18 protein-coding genes and 1 other annotated feature are annotated in these 18,340 nt (G+C 30.2%); of the genes, 5 read left to right on the top strand and 13 right to left on the bottom strand.

The genetic code is table 11. From position 1 onward, the window contains the following. Position 1: 1 nt before the first annotated feature. Positions 2-556: a GNAT family N-acetyltransferase gene (locus ACFVRR_RS07430; protein ID WP_387326491.1), complete on the bottom strand. Its 555-nt coding sequence runs from the start codon at positions 554-556 to the stop codon at positions 2-4. A gap of 328 nt (positions 557-884) precedes the next feature. On the opposite strand from ACFVRR_RS07430, the gene spxA reads away from it, so the two are divergent. The 3 genes from spxA to ACFVRR_RS07445 all read left to right on the top strand — a co-directional run bounded on the left by spxA (position 885) and on the right by ACFVRR_RS07445 (position 2,264). Beyond that, the gene (spxA, locus tag ACFVRR_RS07435) at positions 885-1,280 is read left to right on the top strand and encodes a transcriptional regulator SpxA (RefSeq protein ID WP_387326494.1); all 396 of its coding nucleotides are present in this window, start codon (positions 885-887) and stop codon (positions 1,278-1,280) included. Positions 1,281-1,385: 105 nt separating this feature from the next. Further along, complete coding sequence (locus tag ACFVRR_RS07440; RefSeq protein WP_387326497.1) at positions 1,386-1,799, top strand: RrF2 family transcriptional regulator; 414 nt, start codon at positions 1,386-1,388, stop codon at positions 1,797-1,799. A gap of 129 nt (positions 1,800-1,928) precedes the next feature. Beyond that, entirely contained in the window at positions 1,929-2,264 is a 336-nt protein-coding gene (locus ACFVRR_RS07445) for an IDEAL domain-containing protein (RefSeq protein ID WP_387326499.1), read from the top strand. Between the two features lie 241 nt (positions 2,265-2,505). Here ACFVRR_RS07445 and ACFVRR_RS07450 read toward each other — a convergent pair whose 3' ends face one another. The 6 genes from ACFVRR_RS07450 to ACFVRR_RS07475 all read right to left on the bottom strand — a co-directional run bounded on the left by ACFVRR_RS07450 (position 2,506) and on the right by ACFVRR_RS07475 (position 8,617). Next, positions 2,506-3,414: an SH3 domain-containing protein gene (locus tag ACFVRR_RS07450; protein ID WP_387326501.1), complete on the bottom strand. Its 909-nt coding sequence runs from the start codon at positions 3,412-3,414 to the stop codon at positions 2,506-2,508. A gap of 335 nt (positions 3,415-3,749) precedes the next feature. Then, positions 3,750-4,316 (bottom strand): hypothetical protein, encoded by a 567-nt coding sequence (locus ACFVRR_RS07455; protein WP_387326504.1) that lies wholly within the window; start codon positions 4,314-4,316, stop codon positions 3,750-3,752. A 368-nt stretch (positions 4,317-4,684) separates the two neighbouring features. After that, complete coding sequence (locus tag ACFVRR_RS07460) at positions 4,685-6,160, bottom strand: MDR family MFS transporter (RefSeq protein ID WP_387326507.1); 1,476 nt, start codon at positions 6,158-6,160, stop codon at positions 4,685-4,687. Positions 6,161-6,523: 363 nt separating this feature from the next. After that, positions 6,524-6,772 carry a DUF3243 domain-containing protein gene (locus ACFVRR_RS07465; protein ID WP_098862265.1) on the bottom strand — a complete coding sequence of 83 codons (249 nt, stop codon included), beginning with the start codon at positions 6,770-6,772 and terminating at the stop codon, positions 6,524-6,526. A 157-nt stretch (positions 6,773-6,929) separates the two neighbouring features. After that, positions 6,930-7,793 carry a DegV family protein gene (locus ACFVRR_RS07470; protein WP_387326512.1) on the bottom strand — a complete coding sequence of 288 codons (864 nt, stop codon included), beginning with the start codon at positions 7,791-7,793 and terminating at the stop codon, positions 6,930-6,932. Between the two features lie 176 nt (positions 7,794-7,969). Beyond that, positions 7,970-8,617 carry a DUF6944 family repetitive protein gene (locus tag ACFVRR_RS07475; protein WP_387326514.1) on the bottom strand — a complete coding sequence of 216 codons (648 nt, stop codon included), beginning with the start codon at positions 8,615-8,617 and terminating at the stop codon, positions 7,970-7,972. Between the two features lie 106 nt (positions 8,618-8,723). Beyond that, positions 8,724-8,987 (top strand) — a binding site (T-box leader). Between the two features lie 71 nt (positions 8,988-9,058). Between ACFVRR_RS07475 and lysS the strand changes: the two genes are divergently transcribed. Further along, the gene (gene lysS, locus ACFVRR_RS07480; RefSeq protein WP_387326517.1) at positions 9,059-10,627 is read left to right on the top strand and encodes a lysine--tRNA ligase; all 1,569 of its coding nucleotides are present in this window, start codon (positions 9,059-9,061) and stop codon (positions 10,625-10,627) included. 64 nt (positions 10,628-10,691) lie between these two features. On the opposite strand, the gene ACFVRR_RS07485 is transcribed toward lysS, so the two are convergent. Continuing rightward, positions 10,692-10,844, bottom strand: coding sequence for a hypothetical protein (locus ACFVRR_RS07485; RefSeq protein WP_165347078.1), 153 nt, complete (start codon positions 10,842-10,844; stop codon positions 10,692-10,694). Between the two features lie 149 nt (positions 10,845-10,993). On the opposite strand from ACFVRR_RS07485, the gene ACFVRR_RS07490 reads away from it, so the two are divergent. Continuing rightward, positions 10,994-11,503 carry a hypothetical protein gene (locus ACFVRR_RS07490; protein WP_387326520.1) on the top strand — a complete coding sequence of 170 codons (510 nt, stop codon included), beginning with the start codon at positions 10,994-10,996 and terminating at the stop codon, positions 11,501-11,503. Positions 11,504-11,537: 34 nt separating this feature from the next. Here the strand turns inward: ACFVRR_RS07490 and ACFVRR_RS07495 are convergent, their stop codons facing one another. From ACFVRR_RS07495 to ACFVRR_RS07515, 5 genes are all read right to left on the bottom strand, one after another. Beyond that, a complete protein-coding gene (locus tag ACFVRR_RS07495) occupies positions 11,538-13,166 on the bottom strand; it encodes a sensor domain-containing diguanylate cyclase (protein WP_387326523.1) in 1,629 nt (542 codons plus the stop codon). After that, on the bottom strand, positions 13,163-15,451 hold the full coding sequence (locus ACFVRR_RS07500; RefSeq protein ID WP_387326527.1) for a sensor domain-containing protein: 2,289 nt from the start codon (positions 15,449-15,451) through the stop codon (positions 13,163-13,165). The genes ACFVRR_RS07495 and ACFVRR_RS07500 overlap by 4 nt, the downstream gene beginning before the upstream one ends. Positions 15,452-15,681: 230 nt before the next feature. Next, positions 15,682-16,299, bottom strand: a complete 618-nt coding sequence (locus ACFVRR_RS07505) for a rhomboid family intramembrane serine protease (protein ID WP_387326530.1) — start codon at positions 16,297-16,299, stop codon at positions 15,682-15,684. 235 nt (positions 16,300-16,534) lie between these two features. Then, positions 16,535-17,470, bottom strand: a complete 936-nt coding sequence (locus ACFVRR_RS07510) for a serine hydrolase domain-containing protein (protein WP_387326532.1) — start codon at positions 17,468-17,470, stop codon at positions 16,535-16,537. 174 nt (positions 17,471-17,644) lie between these two features. Further along, positions 17,645-18,262 carry an NUDIX hydrolase gene (locus ACFVRR_RS07515; protein ID WP_387326535.1) on the bottom strand — a complete coding sequence of 206 codons (618 nt, stop codon included), beginning with the start codon at positions 18,260-18,262 and terminating at the stop codon, positions 17,645-17,647. Positions 18,263-18,340 lie beyond the last annotated feature (78 nt).

The following is an 18,340-nucleotide window of genomic DNA, read 5'->3' on the forward strand; positions in this document are numbered from 1 at the left end:
CCTACTTTTTATTCCAATCATTTTTCGATAGTCCAAACATAATTTCATTTACATATTGGCCTTTAAAATATGAATTTTCTATTATTTTTATCTGTTGAAATCCTAACTTTCTTAATAATTTAATTGAGGATGAATTTTTCTCATCAGCGATTGCGTTTATTTTTTCTTTATTTAATTCATTAAATAAATAATCAAGAATCCCTTGTAATGCTTCAAAGGCATATCCCTTATTCTGGTACATTGGTTCTAATGTAAAGCCGATTTCAATTTGATTTTTAGGAATTGATAAAGTGTGTACTCCTATATCCCCTATTAGTCGACCATCCATTTTATTTTCAATCGCAACTTGAACCCATGAATCAGGAATATTCATTTCAGCTGACTTTTGCTTTTCGATAAAATCAGTTGCTTGTTGATATTTATAATTTTCCCAGCCTTGATAAATCGCAACATCGGGATTTGAACGATATATATAAAAGTTGCTAACATCTTCATCTTTAAACCTTCTAAGTTTTAATCGACTAGTCTCTATTTCAAAAAATTCTAGTTTGCTCATATTCCACCTCTAAAAATACTCGTTCTATTTTAATTGTACATTCTATTATACTTAGAAATTTCAAAATAAACTAACTTTTTACACTTTACTTTTTTTAATTCATTGTATATTTCATTTTTTTATTTCGTTTCAGTATAAAAAACAATCCATCATTTAAATTTTAAAAATATAGTTGACACTTATAACTGTAAATAATAAAATTACAGTATACTCATTTAAATTGAGTAAGGAGCCAAACAATTTGTTTATTAGATAATATAAATTGATTAGTTTTTTATCCCAACTGTAATTTTTTTTAATACATTTTAAATATAAGGAGTGTAAAAGAATGGTGAATCTATATGTAACATCAAGTTGTACATCTTGTCGCAAAGCAAAAGCTTGGTTAGAGGAACATGAGATTGATTATAGTATGAAAAATATTATGAATGAATCTCTTACACTTGAGGAGATTAAATCTATTCTTCGCATGACAGAAACTGGTACTGAAGAAATTATATCGAAAAAATCAAAAACGTTTCAAGAATTAAATATAAATATTGATTCTCTCCCACTGAATGAATTATATAAATTAATCATAAATAATCCCAAAATGTTGCGCCTGCCAATAATCCTTGACGAAAAAAGATTACAGGTTGGTTATAATGAAGAAGAAATTCGTAGTTTTCTTCCTCGTAAACTACGAACATTCACATACATTAAATCACAAAAAGTAGCTAATTAATAATTTATATTAATAATTAAAGGTCAGTTTTCTAACACATTTTATTGAAGTACTAAATATAATCACAAAATATATATAGAAATTAACGATTTTAGGAGGCAGACCATGAATAGTGATTTCACTCTTGCCATTCATAGTTTAACTTATCTTGCGCTGCAGCCGGATCGGATGTCTACAAGTGATGCAATTTCAGGGAGTGCCTGTGTCCATCCAGTTCGTATTCGTAAAGTGCTTAGTTTGTTAAAAAAGCATGGATTTATAAAATCGAAGGAAGGCACTGGTGGTGGATTTATTTTTGCTATAGATTTAAATGAAGTAAATCTATGGGACATTTATATGATAACCTCTGAGGGGGCATTGCAACCTAAGTGCCCAGAATCAAATGAAAAGTGTGTTGTTGGGGCAAATATGCAAAATGTTCTTTTTAATATCTTCTTAGGAGCAGAAAAACATCTTGGAGGCTATTTAAAGCAATACACTATTAAGGACATTGTCGATCATATCAAATGTGAGAAGTGAGCAGCTAATAAAGTGAAGGTTAAGCCTTCATTTATCCGAAATGTAATAAAAAAAATTACAGTTTGTTGTTATGGCTGTAATAATCACAAGTTATTTAACTAGTAAATTTATTTAAGAAGGTGGAAAAAAATGAACATAAATAATGATTCTATTTTAAAAATAGGTGACTGGGTTAAGGGTATATCATTGCATGGAGAATTAGTAATAGGTTTTGTTGAATCATTTACTAATCTTGATGAAGTAGTAAAGGTAAATGTCATAACTTCAGATAATAATACGACTGTAGGAAAGTCCATTCAAATGCTAAATAGAAACGTAAAGAAAATACCTGATTCGAAAGTGACAAACAAAGAACAGATTCACTTTCTAATTGACTTGGCCCTCTCAACAGGAGATGAGGATTGGTTTAATGAGCTATCTTCTCAGTTAAACTCAATGAGGCAACTTGTTAATAGCTTAAAATAAAGCTCATAAAACAAAAGTAATTAGAGTTCCTAAAGGTTGTCTATATAGACAGCCTTTTTTTAGTTCAAAAACCTTAACATTTAAATTTAACAAAGCCTTTCTGATAAGACACCACTTCTTCCCCTTCACTCGAACGATAAACAAGACGTTCATCTCTGAAATAAATCATCATTAATTCAGCAAATTACTTAGTATGAAATATAAAAAAACTGATCAAATCATTGACCAGTTTCAAATCATATTAATATTGAGTTAATTTATTCAATGGTGTTTGAATAATTAGTGGTTTTTTTGCAGGATCTAACCATTTTAAAATGGATACTACATTTGTTTTAGATGTAGCTGTGCAGCCTGCAGTATATCCCGAAGTTCCAGCTACGTGAAAGAAGATTGCACTACCCTTTCCTGGGGTTCTCGCAGAATTATAGTTTATTACAAATCCATAATCATATTGAGAAATATTCATCTTTTCGGCAGTTTTCCATCTACCGTTATTTTCTGATGCCAATTGCCAAGTATTATATAATTTGCTAGTTGAATCATCTACAAATACATCATTTGAAGTAATTTTACGGTATGTCATTTTTGTACCTGGATTTGAATATCGACCGAATGCTGTTGTAATTGTATATTTCCCTTCAGGTGTTTCATAATCACCCTCATGCTTACTATTAATCATGCCGTTTTTACCGATCACACCTGAGTATGTATGTAATTTTTTCCAGCTAGTACCGCTTTTTTCAAATGTTTCAATTAAAACATTTCTTGTACTTTCATTTTCTGCTGACACAATGATTAATTGTTTTGAAGTACCCAAAGTTTTCATTTTATTTACGGTCGTGGCAGAAACTGTAGTTGGAGCTTTTTTAATATATTTACTTGAAACCCATCCAGTTTTTGTTCCACTTTTTATTTTATACCAAGATCCACTTGTGCTTGTAATCGTAACTTTCGCACCCTTTTTAAGTGTCCCAATTACTTTATAACTAGTACTAGGACCGCTTCTTATATTTAAAACTGATGCAGTTACTGTACCGCTTATCGTCGCAGCTTCCACGGTCTTAATTGAACTCGGAGTAGTATTTCCATAGAATAAACCTCCAGTTAAAATTGATAGTGCCAAAGTTGTTTTGCAAATACTTTTAATCATTAAATCAGCTCCATTGTAAAGTAAATCTATATTCGAGCCTTTATTATACATAACTAACCTTACATAATAAGGACATTTTTATTACAATTCAATTAGTTTTATAATAGTTCTCTTAAAATTGTAGAAATTATTAAAATTTTTTCGATACTATTTAAATTATAATCAAAAATGACAAAAAAAGAAGCCAATTTTAATTTGTTCTCTTTTGGGGGACAAATGCTAAAAAAAGTAATTGAAATAGCGTAATATTAACACTAAACAAAGCATTGGTATTCGTACCAAGGATTTGTTTTTTTATTTACATATTCACAATAAAATAGGATATATTTCGACTATTATTTTTTTAATTTAAAATTAGCAATTTCTTTTCCACCCGATGTTACTATTAAAGTACCTTCTAAAGCATTTTCTTTTAGTTTTTCTAGTTTGTCTGTTGACGGAACTCTCACAGGAATTTGAGAAGTTTCCTCGGTTACACCTAAGTCAAATGTAAGAATGTATTTTCCAATTTTATTGGATTTAATTCCCCCATCAAACTGAACACCGTAACCTAAGCCCGTTCCATAATACGACGAAGGATTAAATAGATTAAATCCCATTATATCTTTGGATATAGTAGCTAATTTTTTGCTAGGAACAAACTTTACCTTTAAAGTCGTATCTGCTGTTCCTCCGATTTGTCGATTTCCATTATTTTTAATTTTAAATTCGTAGAGTAAAGCTGCTGGAATAACCTCTTGTCCCTTTTTATCACCTTCAGTTAAAATGGTTGAGCCAACATATTTTTTATCTTTAACAATCTCAACTTTTTTACTAACAAGGTCTAGAGATGGTTTAGACGAGCAAGCAGTTAATAGAACTAGAAGCAAGGTAATACTTAAAAGAGTTGTGTACCATTTCATCACTTTTCCTCCTTTAATGTCAATTACGCTTATTTTATCATAACATTTCCATTTTTTAGAAAATTTTACCACATTTATAAAATATCTTCATTTGTAAAGTTGTAATATGTTCAATTTCTAAGGAAGGATTGAAGCAATTTTAACTATACTAATCGCTTTAAATACACAATGTACAATAACTATTGTACTTAAGATTTTAGTCCTATTTTATAAACCATTTATCCTGAATTAATTAAACAAAAAGCCTACTATCAATAAAAACAGACCATTCCGCTACAGCGAAATGGTCTGCGATTTTAAATGCGATTTCTAAATTTTATCCCCGAAGAGATCCCGTTAATTTTAAATTTTGGCTTCTTTATTATTTCTTAATGACCGACCATCATTGAAGATTTTGACTCGTCAAGATCTGCTTTTGACGCATCTGCATCTTGCACTTTTGGTTTACGTAAAATAATTGCTAACAATGCTCCTACTAATGCAATACCTGCTGCTAGTAAGAATGTATCACCAAATGCTGAAATCATTGCATTTAAAGGATTCGTTGTTTTTGCCATATAATCCTTTGTACTTGAAGTTAAAAATCCAGCCATACCTGCTACTGCAAATGATACCATTACTTGCTGAGCAGCCGCAGTTAAAGGCGTTACACGACTTACTAAATGTCTTGGTGCAGATTGTAATACGTGTGTATTAATCGGCATCATTGATAATCCCATTCCAGCACCCATCATAGCAAGTGTTAACATTATAAATGTGTTTGAAGAGTCAACTGTAATTTTAGAGAAAATGAATAGTGCAGATGTGATAATTGTTAAACCAACTAACGCCATCGGTCTAGCTCCAACTTTATCATACATTTTCCCACCAATTGGCATCATTAAAGCAGATGCTAATGCTTGAGGTAACATAATTAAACCCGTTTCAAATGCCCCATATTGTTTAACTGTTTGTAAAAATAATGGAACAATTAGGAAAGAACCGAATAAAGCAATTTGCATAATCCAAGTAATTAAAATACTTCTAACAAAATCAGACGATTTAAATACACGCAACTCAAGTAAAGGTTGTTTTAGGCGAAGTTCAACAAAGATAAAAAGTAATAATGCAACACCACCAACAATTAAACCTGTTAATGTTCCTTTTGAAGTCCAACTTATTGAACTTTGACTAACTCCGTAAGCTAACATTGAGAATGCGATTGGAGCAATAATAATTCCTAATCCGTCTAAAGCAGGTACTGATTTAGATTCAAAATTAGGTAAGAATTTAGCGCCAATGAACATTGCAATAATACCGATTGGTAAATTAATTAGGAAAATCCAATGCCAAGTAGAATACTCAACAAACCATCCTGAGATAACCGGACCTAATGCAGGCGCAAGTAACATCGGAATTCCAAGCATCCCCATAATTGAACCGATTTTTTCTGGAGGAGCTAATCTAAAAATAATTGCCATACCGATTGGCGCAACCATTCCTCCACCAATTCCTTGTATTACTCGAAATAAAATTAACTGTTCAGGTGTTTGAGCTACAGAACAAAGAACTGATCCGATTGTAAAAAACAAAATCGTTAATAAGAAAATTTTCTTAGCTCCAAAACGATCAGACATCCAGCCTGCAAGTGGTATAACAGCCGATAATGCCAATGTATATCCTGTAATCGTCCACTGCATTTTTGTTAAATCAGATTTAAAATATTCGGTTATTCCAGGTAATGCTACGTTTACTACCGTACTATCTAAAATAACCATGATCATACCTACGATTACTGCCATCATTGGACCAATAATCGTTTTTACACTAAACGGCGTGTCAGCCGAGTTTTGCTGATTATTCATATATTATCCCCATTTCTTCTATCTATTTTTTTCAAGCAGTGTTGAAATTCGTTCAAATTTTCCATTCTATTTATTAGTGCAAAAAAACATTTTATGTTAAATGCGAAATTTGAACAGAAAGTCTATCATACAAAAAAACAATTAAAATGTAAATAGTAATTGTCCTTAATCCGAAAACAGTACTCACAATAAGTACAGTATATGTTAATTATATGTCCTTTTCAAGTTTAATTTTTAATTATTTTATTGTTTCTTTGTAAACCTACTTTTTTGCTTCAAACAGAAAGTTTTAATAATAAAATAAATAAAAAATAGCCCTTATGATTCTATTCACAGGGCTATTTTTTAATCGCATTATTTTAATTATTTATTTTTAACATACTTCATCATTAGATGAGCAATTGTATGTTGTTCTTGTTCATCTGCTACTTCCCAAAGGTCTTTTAAAATTTGTTCTTCTGCATTTTTTGGTTCAACTTCATTTGCTAAATAATTTCCTAAGCGATATGCCATTTCAGAAATAGCACCTTCACCAACACCTTTGTCACCTGTTGCATCTAAACGATCACCTAAAAAGTCTTTCCATTGATCCCAGTTATCTAAAATTGACATCGTTTTCACCTCATAAAAAATTAGTTGTTGAAGATTACATAAATACTATTTGCCTTTTATGAAGTAATTATGTATGAATTATTATCCGGGTAATATTGTCAGAAAATTAAAACAAAATAGCTAATTTCATTTTGTGAAATTAGCTATTTATTTCATTTTATTTTTTATTTTCGTTCATAAAGAATATCGCTAAAGTGCCTGGCCCTGCATGAGCACCTATAGCAGACCCGATTGAATTAATGACAAATTCCTTACATCCAAATGTCTCTGCCATAGCATTTTTAATTTCAATTGCTTTATCTAGATCGTCACCATGAGAAATACCAATTAATTGAGTTGATAAATTTGTCCCACGAGATTCCATAATTTCAAGAATTCTTTTTATCAATTTTTTAGAACCTCTAATTTTTTCAAGTGGTATTAACTTTCCATCTTCAACGTGTAAGATTGGTTTAATATTTAATAAATTGCCGACAAAACCAGCCACTTTACTCAAGCGGCCTCCACGCACCAAATATTGAAGGTCATCTACTGTAAAGATATGTTCAATATGTTGTATGCTATGTTTTATATTATGAACAACCTCTTCTTTTGTAGCTCCATTCATCGCAAGCTTTGCAGCATTAACAGCAATTAGCCCTTGTCCGATTGATGCACTTTTTGTATCAAATATCTCTAAATCAAAATCAGGAAACTCCTCGTCAAACTCATTTTTCACCATTACTGCTGATTGATATGTACCTGAAAGTTCAGAAGAAAAAGCAATATAGATACATGGTGTATTTTCTTTTGCATATTTAGCGAAAGTATTATAAATATACTCATACGAAGGAAGAGACGTTTTAAATACTTTTCCATTACGCATTTCATTAAATAAAGTCTTTGAATCCAATGTTAAACCATCAAAATATTCTTTTTCATTTTCTGAATAAACTCGTAATGGAATGACATCAATATTATATTGTTCAATAATTTCCTTTGGTAAATCAGCCGCACTATCTGTTATTATTTTTAAATTCATCTAATCATACCTCTGTTTCAAAAAATTGGTTTATTCTATTTAAATTGATAAATTCTATTTTCTCACAAAATCCTTGTACAGAAAAACAAAATGTTTTAATTTAATTTTAATATAAAATTAGCTATTTAAAACCATATACCTTCTTTTTTTCGTATTGTTCACAACAAAATATTAATTTACCATTCAAATTGTTTATTCGGATAATAACCATATCGATATTCTGAATGATTTTTTTCTTCTTCTTCTCTTCTTATATTGATTAGAGCATACACAATTAAAATCGCTCCAAAAACTTGAACCCAACTACCAACAAGCAGTAGATTTTCTCCTAAAATAATTTTATCATTCAACAATGCTGCATTACCAATTCCATCAATTAATGCCCCTAAAGCGATTAATTCATTACCATAAGCTTCAATTTTTGCTAGTTGAGTCCCCTCATCTAATGTTCCAGTTGTTTCAATTTGGGCACCAATTGCTTGAATAACACTTCCAATGGTATTTAATTTATGTCCTTCTTCTTCAAAGCCTTCACGTTCTAATGTTGTGGCAATTGTATTTGTAATGTTACCAGATGCTTGAATCCATGAACCAAGCATGATTGTTAATTCATATTCATGTTTTTCCTTTTTATACAATTTTTCTCTGCCGATTGCTTGGATAGAGTTCCCAAACGCTTCAATTGCATTCCCTTTAGCAAATAGATCTCTTCCAAAATCTTCACTAATAATTTTTTTACTTGAAACACCAACAGCTGAAGTTAATGTTCCAAGTATTAAAAAATATCCACCTATTAATACTAAATCCCCACCAGAATCGTTCATTTTGGCACCACCTATTGAAGCATATTAATCATTTTATTCAACTTTAAATTTAATTGACAATTAATATTGTTTTGATTAATATAATAACAATTAATATTTCGAAATTTAAAAAGCTATGAAGAGAAAAGTAGTAAAGTTAAAATTATTTACAGAGAGCTCCTGTGTGCTGAAAAAGGGGTAATAATGAACTTTATGAAAAAAGACTTGGAGCTTCGTATGGAACTAAAGTTCACTTTAGGGATGGTACGACGGGTTCTCCCGTTATAGAGATAGGGTATAAGCATTCGTGCCGTACCTAAATAAGGTTGGTATGGTAACATATCAATAAACTGGGGTGGTACCACGAAGTTAACAAACTCTCGTCCTCAAGATGATTAAATCTTGGGGGTGGGAGTTTTTTTATTTGCAATTGTAAAATAAAAATAATTTTGAGGTGAAAACATGCATTGGGCAACTAAAATCGCAAATGAAATAATTGAAAAATATCCAAATAAAGAAACTTATGTATGTGCATCTGGCATAAGCCCATCCGGGTCGGTTCATATTGGAAATTTTCGTGAGATCATTACAACTTATTTTGTTGTGAAAGCTTTAAATAAATTAGGAAAGAAAACAAGATTTATCTTTTCTTGGGATGATTTTGATCGTTTTAGGAAGGTCCCGAATAATATTGATTCAACTTATCATCATTTTATAGGGAAAGCTTATTCAAATATCCCTGACCCATATGGCTGTCACTCAACATTCGCTGAACACTTTGAAAAAGAATTTGAAAATTCCTTATCTAAACTAGGCATTGAGGTTGAGTTTATTTATCAAAGTAAAGAATACAAATCTGGTAGATACAATGAAGACATTATACATGCTATTGAAAAAAGAAAAGAAATTTATGATATTCTAATGAAATTCAAAACAAGTGTTCCAACTGAACAAGAACGTAATGATTTTTACCCTATTACTCTGTACTGTGAAAATTGTGAGAAAGATGATCCTTCAATAACTCAATATAATAAGGAAAGCAAAACTTTAGATTATACATGCCGTTGTGGATTTTCAAATCAATTATCTGTAGAAGTTTCAAACAATATTAAATTAAACTGGAAAATTGATTGGGCTATGAGGTGGATGAAAGAAGATGTTGTATTTGAACCTGGTGGAAGAGATCATTCATCTGAAACCGGTAGTTACAATGTTTCAAAAGAAATTGCTAAAGCTATATTTGACTATGATGCACCTCATTATACACCTTATGAGTTTATTGGCATAAAAGGTCAAAATCAAAAAATGTCGAGCTCCTCTGGTAATTTAATAACCCCAGCTGAGTTAATGCAAATCTATTTACCCGAAGTGATTCTCTTTATGTTTGCTAAATATAAACCAACAGCAGCATTTAAGATTGGTCTAGATGAAGACGTGATTAAAAACTATTCAGAATTTGAACGGTATCAATCAAATTATATTGATCAATCTTTACTCGATTTAGATATTTGCAAATCGGTCGAATTTGCACATAACGGCAAAATTGATAAAAAATATCCAAAGTTTAATCATGTAGCTAGCATTCTGCCTCTCGTTAATTACAATATAGATCTTTTAAAAGACATATTTGTTAATAATGGAGAAACTTACTCATCCATTGAAATACAGAAAATTAGTCAGTTGGCTGAATATTGGATTAAAAAATACAATCCACAAAAAAATATCATAATAAATGCAAAACAGGCTTTTGAATTTTATCACTCTTTAACTGAAGAACAGCAATATTGGTTGAAAAATTTATGTGACTATCTATTAAATACCGAGCTCCAAAATCAAACTGAATTAATGAAAGAATTATACTCGATTTGTTATCATGACGATAAAAAAATAATGAAAGCAAATCAAAAATCTTTTTTCACAATGATCTATCAGCTTGTTTTAAATAGAACAAGTGGGCCACCTATTCCATTGTTGTTTCAAGCAGTGAATAAAAATCAGTTAATCCATTTATTTAACTTCAACAAAGGTTAATATAAGGGCAAAAATAAAAATGAGACTCAGATTTATAAAATCTGAGTCCCATTTTAATCAATTTTTATTGAATACGATTTTTAAATGCTTCTTCTGTCACAATATAATCTTCTTCTCGATCTTCATGTTTACGGTCTTCAGGAGCGACTAGTGATCCTTTTGGATGAGTTGGTTCATGACCTTTTTTCTTATGATTAAAGCTTTTACCTCTTGCCATTATAAAATCCTCCTTAGTTAAATCATCATTAATAATATGAGTAATTGGACTTTAACTTATAGATGGTAGATTATTACAAGGAGGAATTTTATTAAGCCGATTTTGATGATATGATAATGAAAAGGACTTAATTAAGTTAGAGGTATAAGATGAAAAAAGAATATGCAATCAGTATTTCAAATCAGATAAAAAATTGGATGGTTTCAACTAATTCTTTATTTACTATTGAAGAAATACCAACAACTTTCAATACATTACAAAATTTTCAACAATGGACAAACGGTAAACCAATTGTTTCAGCCTTTCATTTAAGTAAAGTCGAGGAAGAAAGCTATTATTTACTATTAATCGACTGGCATCGTAATGACAATTTTTATTTAGTCATATATGTTGAAAATAAATCTACAACAGCTGCAGAAATAAGAGAAATTCGTGAGCAGGATAGACAATTTTCTTTAGTTTGGAAATATAATCCATTGAAACGGGATGGTAAAAATGCTGAACGAAAAGCTTATTTCAAACAAGTATTTGGTTCTCTTCAAGTAGATATACCAATTCCGAGCACTCCTAATGAAGTAGAACGATTTTTTAATGATCTCTACAAATTATGTAGAAACCGTCAAACAGCAGACAGGATAGTAGATCTATATGATTTTTAATTTAAAAATGAGCAATTTTAAAAAGAAACACCTTCTAACAAGAAGGTGTTTCACCATTCAAATCTTCGTAACAAATAACACAATTTTTCCCGCTTTGTTTTCCTGCATACATAGCCTTATCAGCGCGATTAATACTTTCAACTACACCTTTTTGCGGATTAAATCTCGATAGTCCAAACGTCATCGTTATGTGTATGTCTAGACTTTCGTATTGAAATACGTGTTCCTCAATCGCACATCTAAGTCTTTCAGCTAGTTCTTTCGATTGTTGAAAAGGTGTTTTCGGTAATATTATTAGAAACTCTTCTCCGCCCCATCGTCCTAAATAATCATCATTACGAATCAATTCTTTCATTAATTTAGCACTCTGACTTAATACAAAATCTCCCATTGTATGCCCATATTCATCATTAATTTTTTTAAAATTATCGATATCAAAAATCAAAAATGAGCAGTTCAATTCAGTTTCAGTTATTTTTTCTAAATCAGATAGGATTAAGTCGTGGAGCCCTCTTCGATTTAAGACTCCTGTTAAAGGATCCTTTGACGAAAGATTTTCTAACTCGATTTTCTTGGATTCTAAATCATTTACTAATACCTTTAATTTTTTTTCAGCATCCATTCTTTTTTCTGCTATCCAAGTAATCCAGACTAAAAGTATTGTAATAAATATTATTGGTAGAAACTTCATGCCAATTATTTTTATCATAGCAGAGGTTGTTAAAATATAATAAAAAGTCCAGTCCGTACCTGGAAAATCACATTTTAGCACTTTCATTCCGTTAATGGTTGTGAGTGTTTCATTCTGCATTGTATTTATTTTTGCTAAAGATCCTTTAAAAAACTTTTTATCTAATTTAGTCATATTTATGATTTTATTAGATGGTAAAAATTCTGTATTTGAAGAAGCTATTATGTTTCCCTCATTATCCGCTAAAATTGATGTATAATCTTTATTTAATTCTTTACTTAAATTTTCAAAGGTAATATCAATTGAAATTGATCCTACATATCTTTGATTATAGTCAATAGGTGAAGATACTGTTACCATCATCCCTTTTCCTGCACTGTCCAAATAAGGACTGCTCCAATAAGGTTTACGATACGGATTTGTTTCGATTGTTCCTAATGTCGTACTTTCTTCTTTTAATAAATCATTTGAAAATTTAAATTCATTCGACGGTACAAAAGGATATAAATTATTAAATCCATAGATGCTTGTATAATAAATCCAAGTAATTTCAGGATACGAACTATATATTTCTGAAAAATAGCTATTTAATCGATCCGCCATCAAAATTTCCTTAAATTTCAAAGGATTATCATTTGGCTTTCCGATACCTGTAATATTCCCTTTTTTATTTTCATTCAGAGTATCTTTGATTGAATCACTATTGAACTCTTTTTTTATCGGATCATAATGGATGTAACTCGTGTCTCTCATCGCATTATTACTTTCATCTTTGTTTAAAAATTCATTTGAATAGATCTTTAAAACTTCAGTAAAATCAGAACCTGTTTTTGAATAATCTTGAATATTACGGTAATCAATATCAAAGCTTTTTTCGAATCTAGTTTTTTCAGTTCGATTAAAATAATAAAGTGAACTTCCTACAAAAATAATTGATACGAAAATGACCAACAATAACCGAATACGTTTCAATTGACTTCACTCCCACTAATCTTGCCGTTTAAAAGCTGGTCATGAAACTTATTTTCTAACTCTTCAACAGGTAAAGGTTTACTATAAAAATAACCTTGTGCGTAGCGACAATTTTGAATTTGTAAAAATTCAACTTGCGTATTATTTTCAACACCTTCTGCTACCATGTCATATCCAAGTTTATTGCCTAGATCAATTATCGCACTTACTATTGCTTCAGAGTTTGATGAAACATTTATATCATCAATAAATGACTTATCTATTTTTAATTTATCAAATGGGAATTGTTGTAAATAACTAATAGAAGAATATCCTGTTCCAAAATCATCAATTGAAAGTCGAACACCAATCGATTTTAGTTCATTCATTATTCTTGTAGCTTCTACAATTTCTTGAGTCACACTTTCAGTTATTTCTAGGTCCAGGTATTTTGGGTCAAGTTTTGAATCAATTAATATTTTATTGACTGTATCGACAAATTCTTTATCTCTAAACTGAACCCCTGACACATTTACTGCAATACTTTTAAGTGGAACACATGCATCAATCCACCTTTTAAATTGATGGCAAGCAGTTTCTAATACCCATTTACCTAATAAGATAATAAGACCTGTTTCTTCTGCAACTGGAATAAATTCAATTGGTGAGATGAATCCATATTTTGGATGTTTCCAGCGAACTAATGCCTCTAATCCAATGATTTCATTTGTGACTAGGTCTATTTGTGGTTGGTAATGTAAACTAAATTCATCGTTTTCTAAAGCTTTTCGTATCCCAATTTCTAGTTCCATTTTTCGGTCAATTACTTGTTTAACTTGTTTTGTATAAAAAATATAGCCATTCTTACCTGATTCTTTGACAGCATTCATTGCTGTATCAGCATTTTGAAATAGCAACTCCACATTTGCAGCATGTTCAGGATACATACTGATGCCTATACTAAATGAAACATGTATATTCCGTTCTTCAATTATTAAAGGTTTTAAGAATGATTGTATAATCTTTTTAGCTAATTCTTCAGCCTGTACTGAATCGGAATCTTTTAATAAAATAACGAAACTATCACCATCAAAACGAAACAATTCACAATTTTTACAAACACTTAGTTTTAATCTTTCGGTAACTTTTCGAAGCATCTTATCTCCAAAGCTGTGACCAAATGTATCATTAATATTTTTAAAACGGTCAAGGTCCATAAACAAAATTGACATAGATTGATTTAATCTTTTACTTTCCAATAAAGCGCTTTCGATTTGTTTGTATAAAGCATTTTGATTTCCTAAACCAGTTAAATTATCATAATAAGCAAGGTATTCCATTTTTTCGGCAGTTTTTTTTCGTTCCGTAATATCTCGTGCAACTACTTGTAAAGCATCTATTCCTTGGAATACTGTTAGGAATGTTAAAGCCTCCGTAAATATAATTGCTCCATCTGGCCGTGTGATACTATATTCTTTCGTAATAATTTCACCATCAATCACTTTCATTAAATCATTTTTTGCGATATTGATTGATTCATCGGCTAAAAACTCAAACACATTTTTTCCAACGATTTGATTAATACTATCGACACCCATTAGTTTCAAGCCTGCACTATTTATATATAAAATTTTCCCATCAAGTCCATAAATTAATGTAGTTTCAGGTGAATATTTCACTAATTTTTGATATCGCACTTCACTTTCCAGTAATTTTCGTTCAGATTGCGTTTGTTGGGTGATATCCTGTGCAAAATACATTAATTTTTGAACTTTACCATTTTCATCTATGATCGGTACACATTTACATTCCAATACAACTTTATATCCAAGTTTATGTTCAATATTTGCTTTAAATTGAGAACTATTTTTAAATTCCTGACGATTAATAAACTCTTGCTTCATTTTTGATGCATCTGCATTTTCATCCAAATAGTCAAAAATTGATTTCCCTACGTATTCAGATTGTTCATAACTTAATAATGGTTGAACAGAAGGTGAAGTATATTCAATCCTACCAGATAAATCTACTACGACAATGATATCAGATGAATTTTCGACAAACATTCGATAACGGTCTTCTACTGAATTAACAACTTTACTTTTTTTTATTAATAAAGAATAAAAATACAAACTACTAATTATGATTAAAATGAAACCTTTTAAGATTGAGATACTCAAATCGATTTTCCCAAAATAATATTCAATTAAAGTATTTGACATAATAATCCAAATAACACCGAACAAGAAGTAATATGAAAGTGCATATAACGAGAATTTTTTGTGTCTTCTCAAGTTTTTCTGCATTTACAACACCTTTCTGGTTTTATATTCACACTTAATTATTATCTTAGAATAATTAACACAAGGTTATTTTAACTTTTATATTTACTTTTCTCAACGTCAAAAAAATGGAAATTAACTATAACTAACGTTAACTATCATCTAAATCCAAACCAAAACAAACCTAGTTCCATCCGAACTAGGTTTGTTTTGAAAAATATTTCTATTGTTAAAACTTATTCTCAATATGTACACTAAACATTAACAGAGTTTTGAAATCGTGCACTCTTTTTTAATAATAGAGGAGTTATGAAAAAACCGATCATCATACCAGCTAAGTGACCAGTTAAACTTGTCGACGGGATAATTAATGAAGTTAGTAAACCAATTCCTAAAAAAGTTATGACAAACTTACGATCATCTGAAAAGAGCATATTTTTTCTAAATACGGTAATAAATAAATACATTCCTAAAAAAGCATAGCCTACACCGGATGCCCCTGTCTCAACTGTATTAGGCGAATAGTTAAAATTAATAATAAGTCCTGTAAGAATAACCGATAATAAATAAAATAATAAAAATTTAACTGAACCTAACGCTCTTTCTAAAGGTCTACCTAAAATAATCATAAAAGTCATATTCATAAAAAAATGAGCGTAGCTTCCGTGCATAAATGCATAAGTAAAAAGTCTCCATATTTCACCTTGTTTTACTAATTCGTGCTCATAACCACCTAAATTGATGATATTTTCAATCGTATACCCACCTAAAAATGTCGTAATGATCGCTAAGATAGTACATAAACCAACCATAATTGTTGTGATTGGATATTTCCTAATAAACGTTTTGAAGTCTTCTGTCACCAAAAACATCAATCTTCATCCCTTCTTGGAGCTATTATCAAGTTGTTATTTATATTTTCTAATTACTTAATTCGACATTTTTTAAGTAAACTCCTATTCTCAAATAAAAAAATCATACAAAAATTAGAGGTAGGAATAGGAATTATAGGATTAAGGGTATTTTAAAAAGATTATATAAAAGAGTAGCCAATACAGGATTATTAATCCTTGGTTTACGTATCCACTTTTACTCCCATTTTAAGTCCTATTCATTTGTTAATAGTAAAGGATAGTATTTTTGAATGATTTTTAATGGGGTAGAAGTATTAATATATTTTGCACTTGTAAAAACAGCTACGAATTGATTTTTTGGTGAAATAAAGATGAATTGGCCTCCATATCCCATGGCAAAATAAATCGTTGAATCAAGATCCTTTAACTCATTATTTTCAAGCACCCACCAATGGTATGCATATGAACCAACATGCGGATATGTATCGTACTTCGCTTTTGTTGATTTTTCAATCCACTCACTTGAAATAATTTGTGTATTATTCCATTTTCCTTTTTGCATCATTAATATCCCAAGCTTTAGTAGATCATCTGTCGTTAAACTTAAGCCAAATCCCCCAATATTAATTCCTTTTGAATCTTCGTGCCAAATAAACTCTTTTATACCTAAAGGATCAAATAACATTCGTTTTGCGAAAGTAGATAGTTTTTCATTCGTTACCATCTGAATAATTGCACTAAGTACTTGAGATGCTCCAGAATCATAAATCATTTTTTCACCTGGTTTATTAACCATTTCTTTTTCTAGTACATATTGGATCCAGTCTTTACTATTAATCATTGGAAATGGACGCCCACCCCATTCTCCCCACTCTTGCCAATCGTATCCAGCTGTCATAGTGAGCAAATGTTCGATCGTAATCTCTCTTTTTTTCGATTCAATATTTGGAAAAAATTTAGTAATTGGTACATCAACACTTTCTATAAATCCTTTATCAATGACAATTCCTATTAACATCGATAAAACACTTTTCGTAACAGAATTAATTTTGAATAGTTTTGTTTCGCTTTTTGAATTTTTATAAAAATTATATTTAATTTCTCCATTTTGATAAATAAGACAAGTAGAAATGCGTTCTTTTTTTAATTCATTTTCGAATTTTACATAATCCATAAAATTGGTTTTCAAATCATTTCTCCTTTTGAGTTGAGTTAGTAAGTTCCTTCAATTTTAATTCTAAATATGTATATTTTTCATTCATTCAATCATTTTTAATATTTTGTCCCCTTTAAAACAAAATCGAGCTGCACTAGCAACTCTAAAATGATTTTTTTAACATCTTATCTATTTTTAAAATGATCTTTAATCAAAACAAGTTTCTTTATTAGGATTTCGATAATATTCAAACATTAAATCTAATTGAGATGTAGTATTTCGATTGAGAGAAAGCTCTGGTAAATGCTCTTGATCAAAGAAATCAATATCACTTGTTTCTGTTCCAATTGAGGGATTACCACCAACAATTTCACATTGTATAAATAATTTGTAGTAGTGATATGAATGAGGTGGATGGTCGTGCTTTGTCATGTCTAATACTGCTAATAGTTTTTTCACTTCAACTTTATAGCCTGATTCTTCAAATATTTCTTTTACTACATTTTCTGAAGCTGATAATCCAACGTCACAAAAACCACCTGGTAAAGACCATTTATTTTCTAGCTTTTCTTTTACTAATAATATTTTACCGTTTCTAAAAACGACACCTCTAACATCAAGCTTTGGTGTGGGATACCCCCGTTCATTGCGAAACAATCCTTCGATTTCATCAATTTGTAATTCTGAATAATGATTTAAAATATCAGCACTTATATGTCTTAGTTCTTCATACCTTTCTTTATCAAATACATCCTTCGTAAAGGTCAATCCTGCTTGAGAAATTGCTTGGATTCTCTGTGCCCATTCTAGCCATTTTATACTCATAGGAATCCACATCCTTTTCTACCTTTAAGTAGTTTTACAAACAATTATTATACTTTGTCCTACCTTTAGTTTACGCAT

This window comes from Gottfriedia sp. NPDC057948 (genome assembly GCF_042887255.1).
Classification (GTDB): Bacteria; Bacillota; Bacilli; order Bacillales; family Bacillaceae_G; genus Gottfriedia.

Bases quoted from the DNA above. Each gene is read 5' to 3' on its own strand.
- ACFVRR_RS07455 (WP_387326504.1), bottom strand. From the start codon at position 4,316: ATGAAATGGTACACAACTCTTTTAAGTATTACCTTGCTTCTAGTTCTA.
- ACFVRR_RS07445 (WP_387326499.1), top strand. From the start codon at position 1,929: ATGAACATAAATAATGATTCTATTTTAAAAATAGGTGACTGGGTTAAG.
- ACFVRR_RS07440 (WP_387326497.1), top strand. From the start codon at position 1,386: ATGAATAGTGATTTCACTCTTGCCATTCATAGTTTAACTTATCTTGCG.
- ACFVRR_RS07470 (WP_387326512.1), bottom strand. From the start codon at position 7,793: ATGAATTTAAAAATAATAACAGATAGTGCGGCTGATTTACCAAAGGAA.
- lysS (WP_387326517.1), top strand. From the start codon at position 9,059: ATGCATTGGGCAACTAAAATCGCAAATGAAATAATTGAAAAATATCCA.
- ACFVRR_RS07500 (WP_387326527.1), bottom strand. From the start codon at position 15,451: ATGCAGAAAAACTTGAGAAGACACAAAAAATTCTCGTTATATGCACTT.
- ACFVRR_RS07460 (WP_387326507.1), bottom strand. From the start codon at position 6,160: ATGAATAATCAGCAAAACTCGGCTGACACGCCGTTTAGTGTAAAAACG.
- ACFVRR_RS07475 (WP_387326514.1), bottom strand. From the start codon at position 8,617: ATGAACGATTCTGGTGGGGATTTAGTATTAATAGGTGGATATTTTTTA.
- ACFVRR_RS07450 (WP_387326501.1), bottom strand. From the start codon at position 3,414: ATGATTAAAAGTATTTGCAAAACAACTTTGGCACTATCAATTTTAACT.
- ACFVRR_RS07505 (WP_387326530.1), bottom strand. From the start codon at position 16,299: ATGTTTTTGGTGACAGAAGACTTCAAAACGTTTATTAGGAAATATCCA.
- spxA (WP_387326494.1), top strand. From the start codon at position 885: ATGGTGAATCTATATGTAACATCAAGTTGTACATCTTGTCGCAAAGCA.
- ACFVRR_RS07515 (WP_387326535.1), bottom strand. From the start codon at position 18,262: ATGAGTATAAAATGGCTAGAATGGGCACAGAGAATCCAAGCAATTTCT.
- ACFVRR_RS07465 (WP_098862265.1), bottom strand. From the start codon at position 6,772: ATGTCAATTTTAGATAACTGGGATCAATGGAAAGACTTTTTAGGTGAT.
- ACFVRR_RS07490 (WP_387326520.1), top strand. From the start codon at position 10,994: ATGAAAAAAGAATATGCAATCAGTATTTCAAATCAGATAAAAAATTGG.
- ACFVRR_RS07430 (WP_387326491.1), bottom strand. From the start codon at position 556: ATGAGCAAACTAGAATTTTTTGAAATAGAGACTAGTCGATTAAAACTT.
- ACFVRR_RS07485 (WP_165347078.1), bottom strand. From the start codon at position 10,844: ATGGCAAGAGGTAAAAGCTTTAATCATAAGAAAAAAGGTCATGAACCA.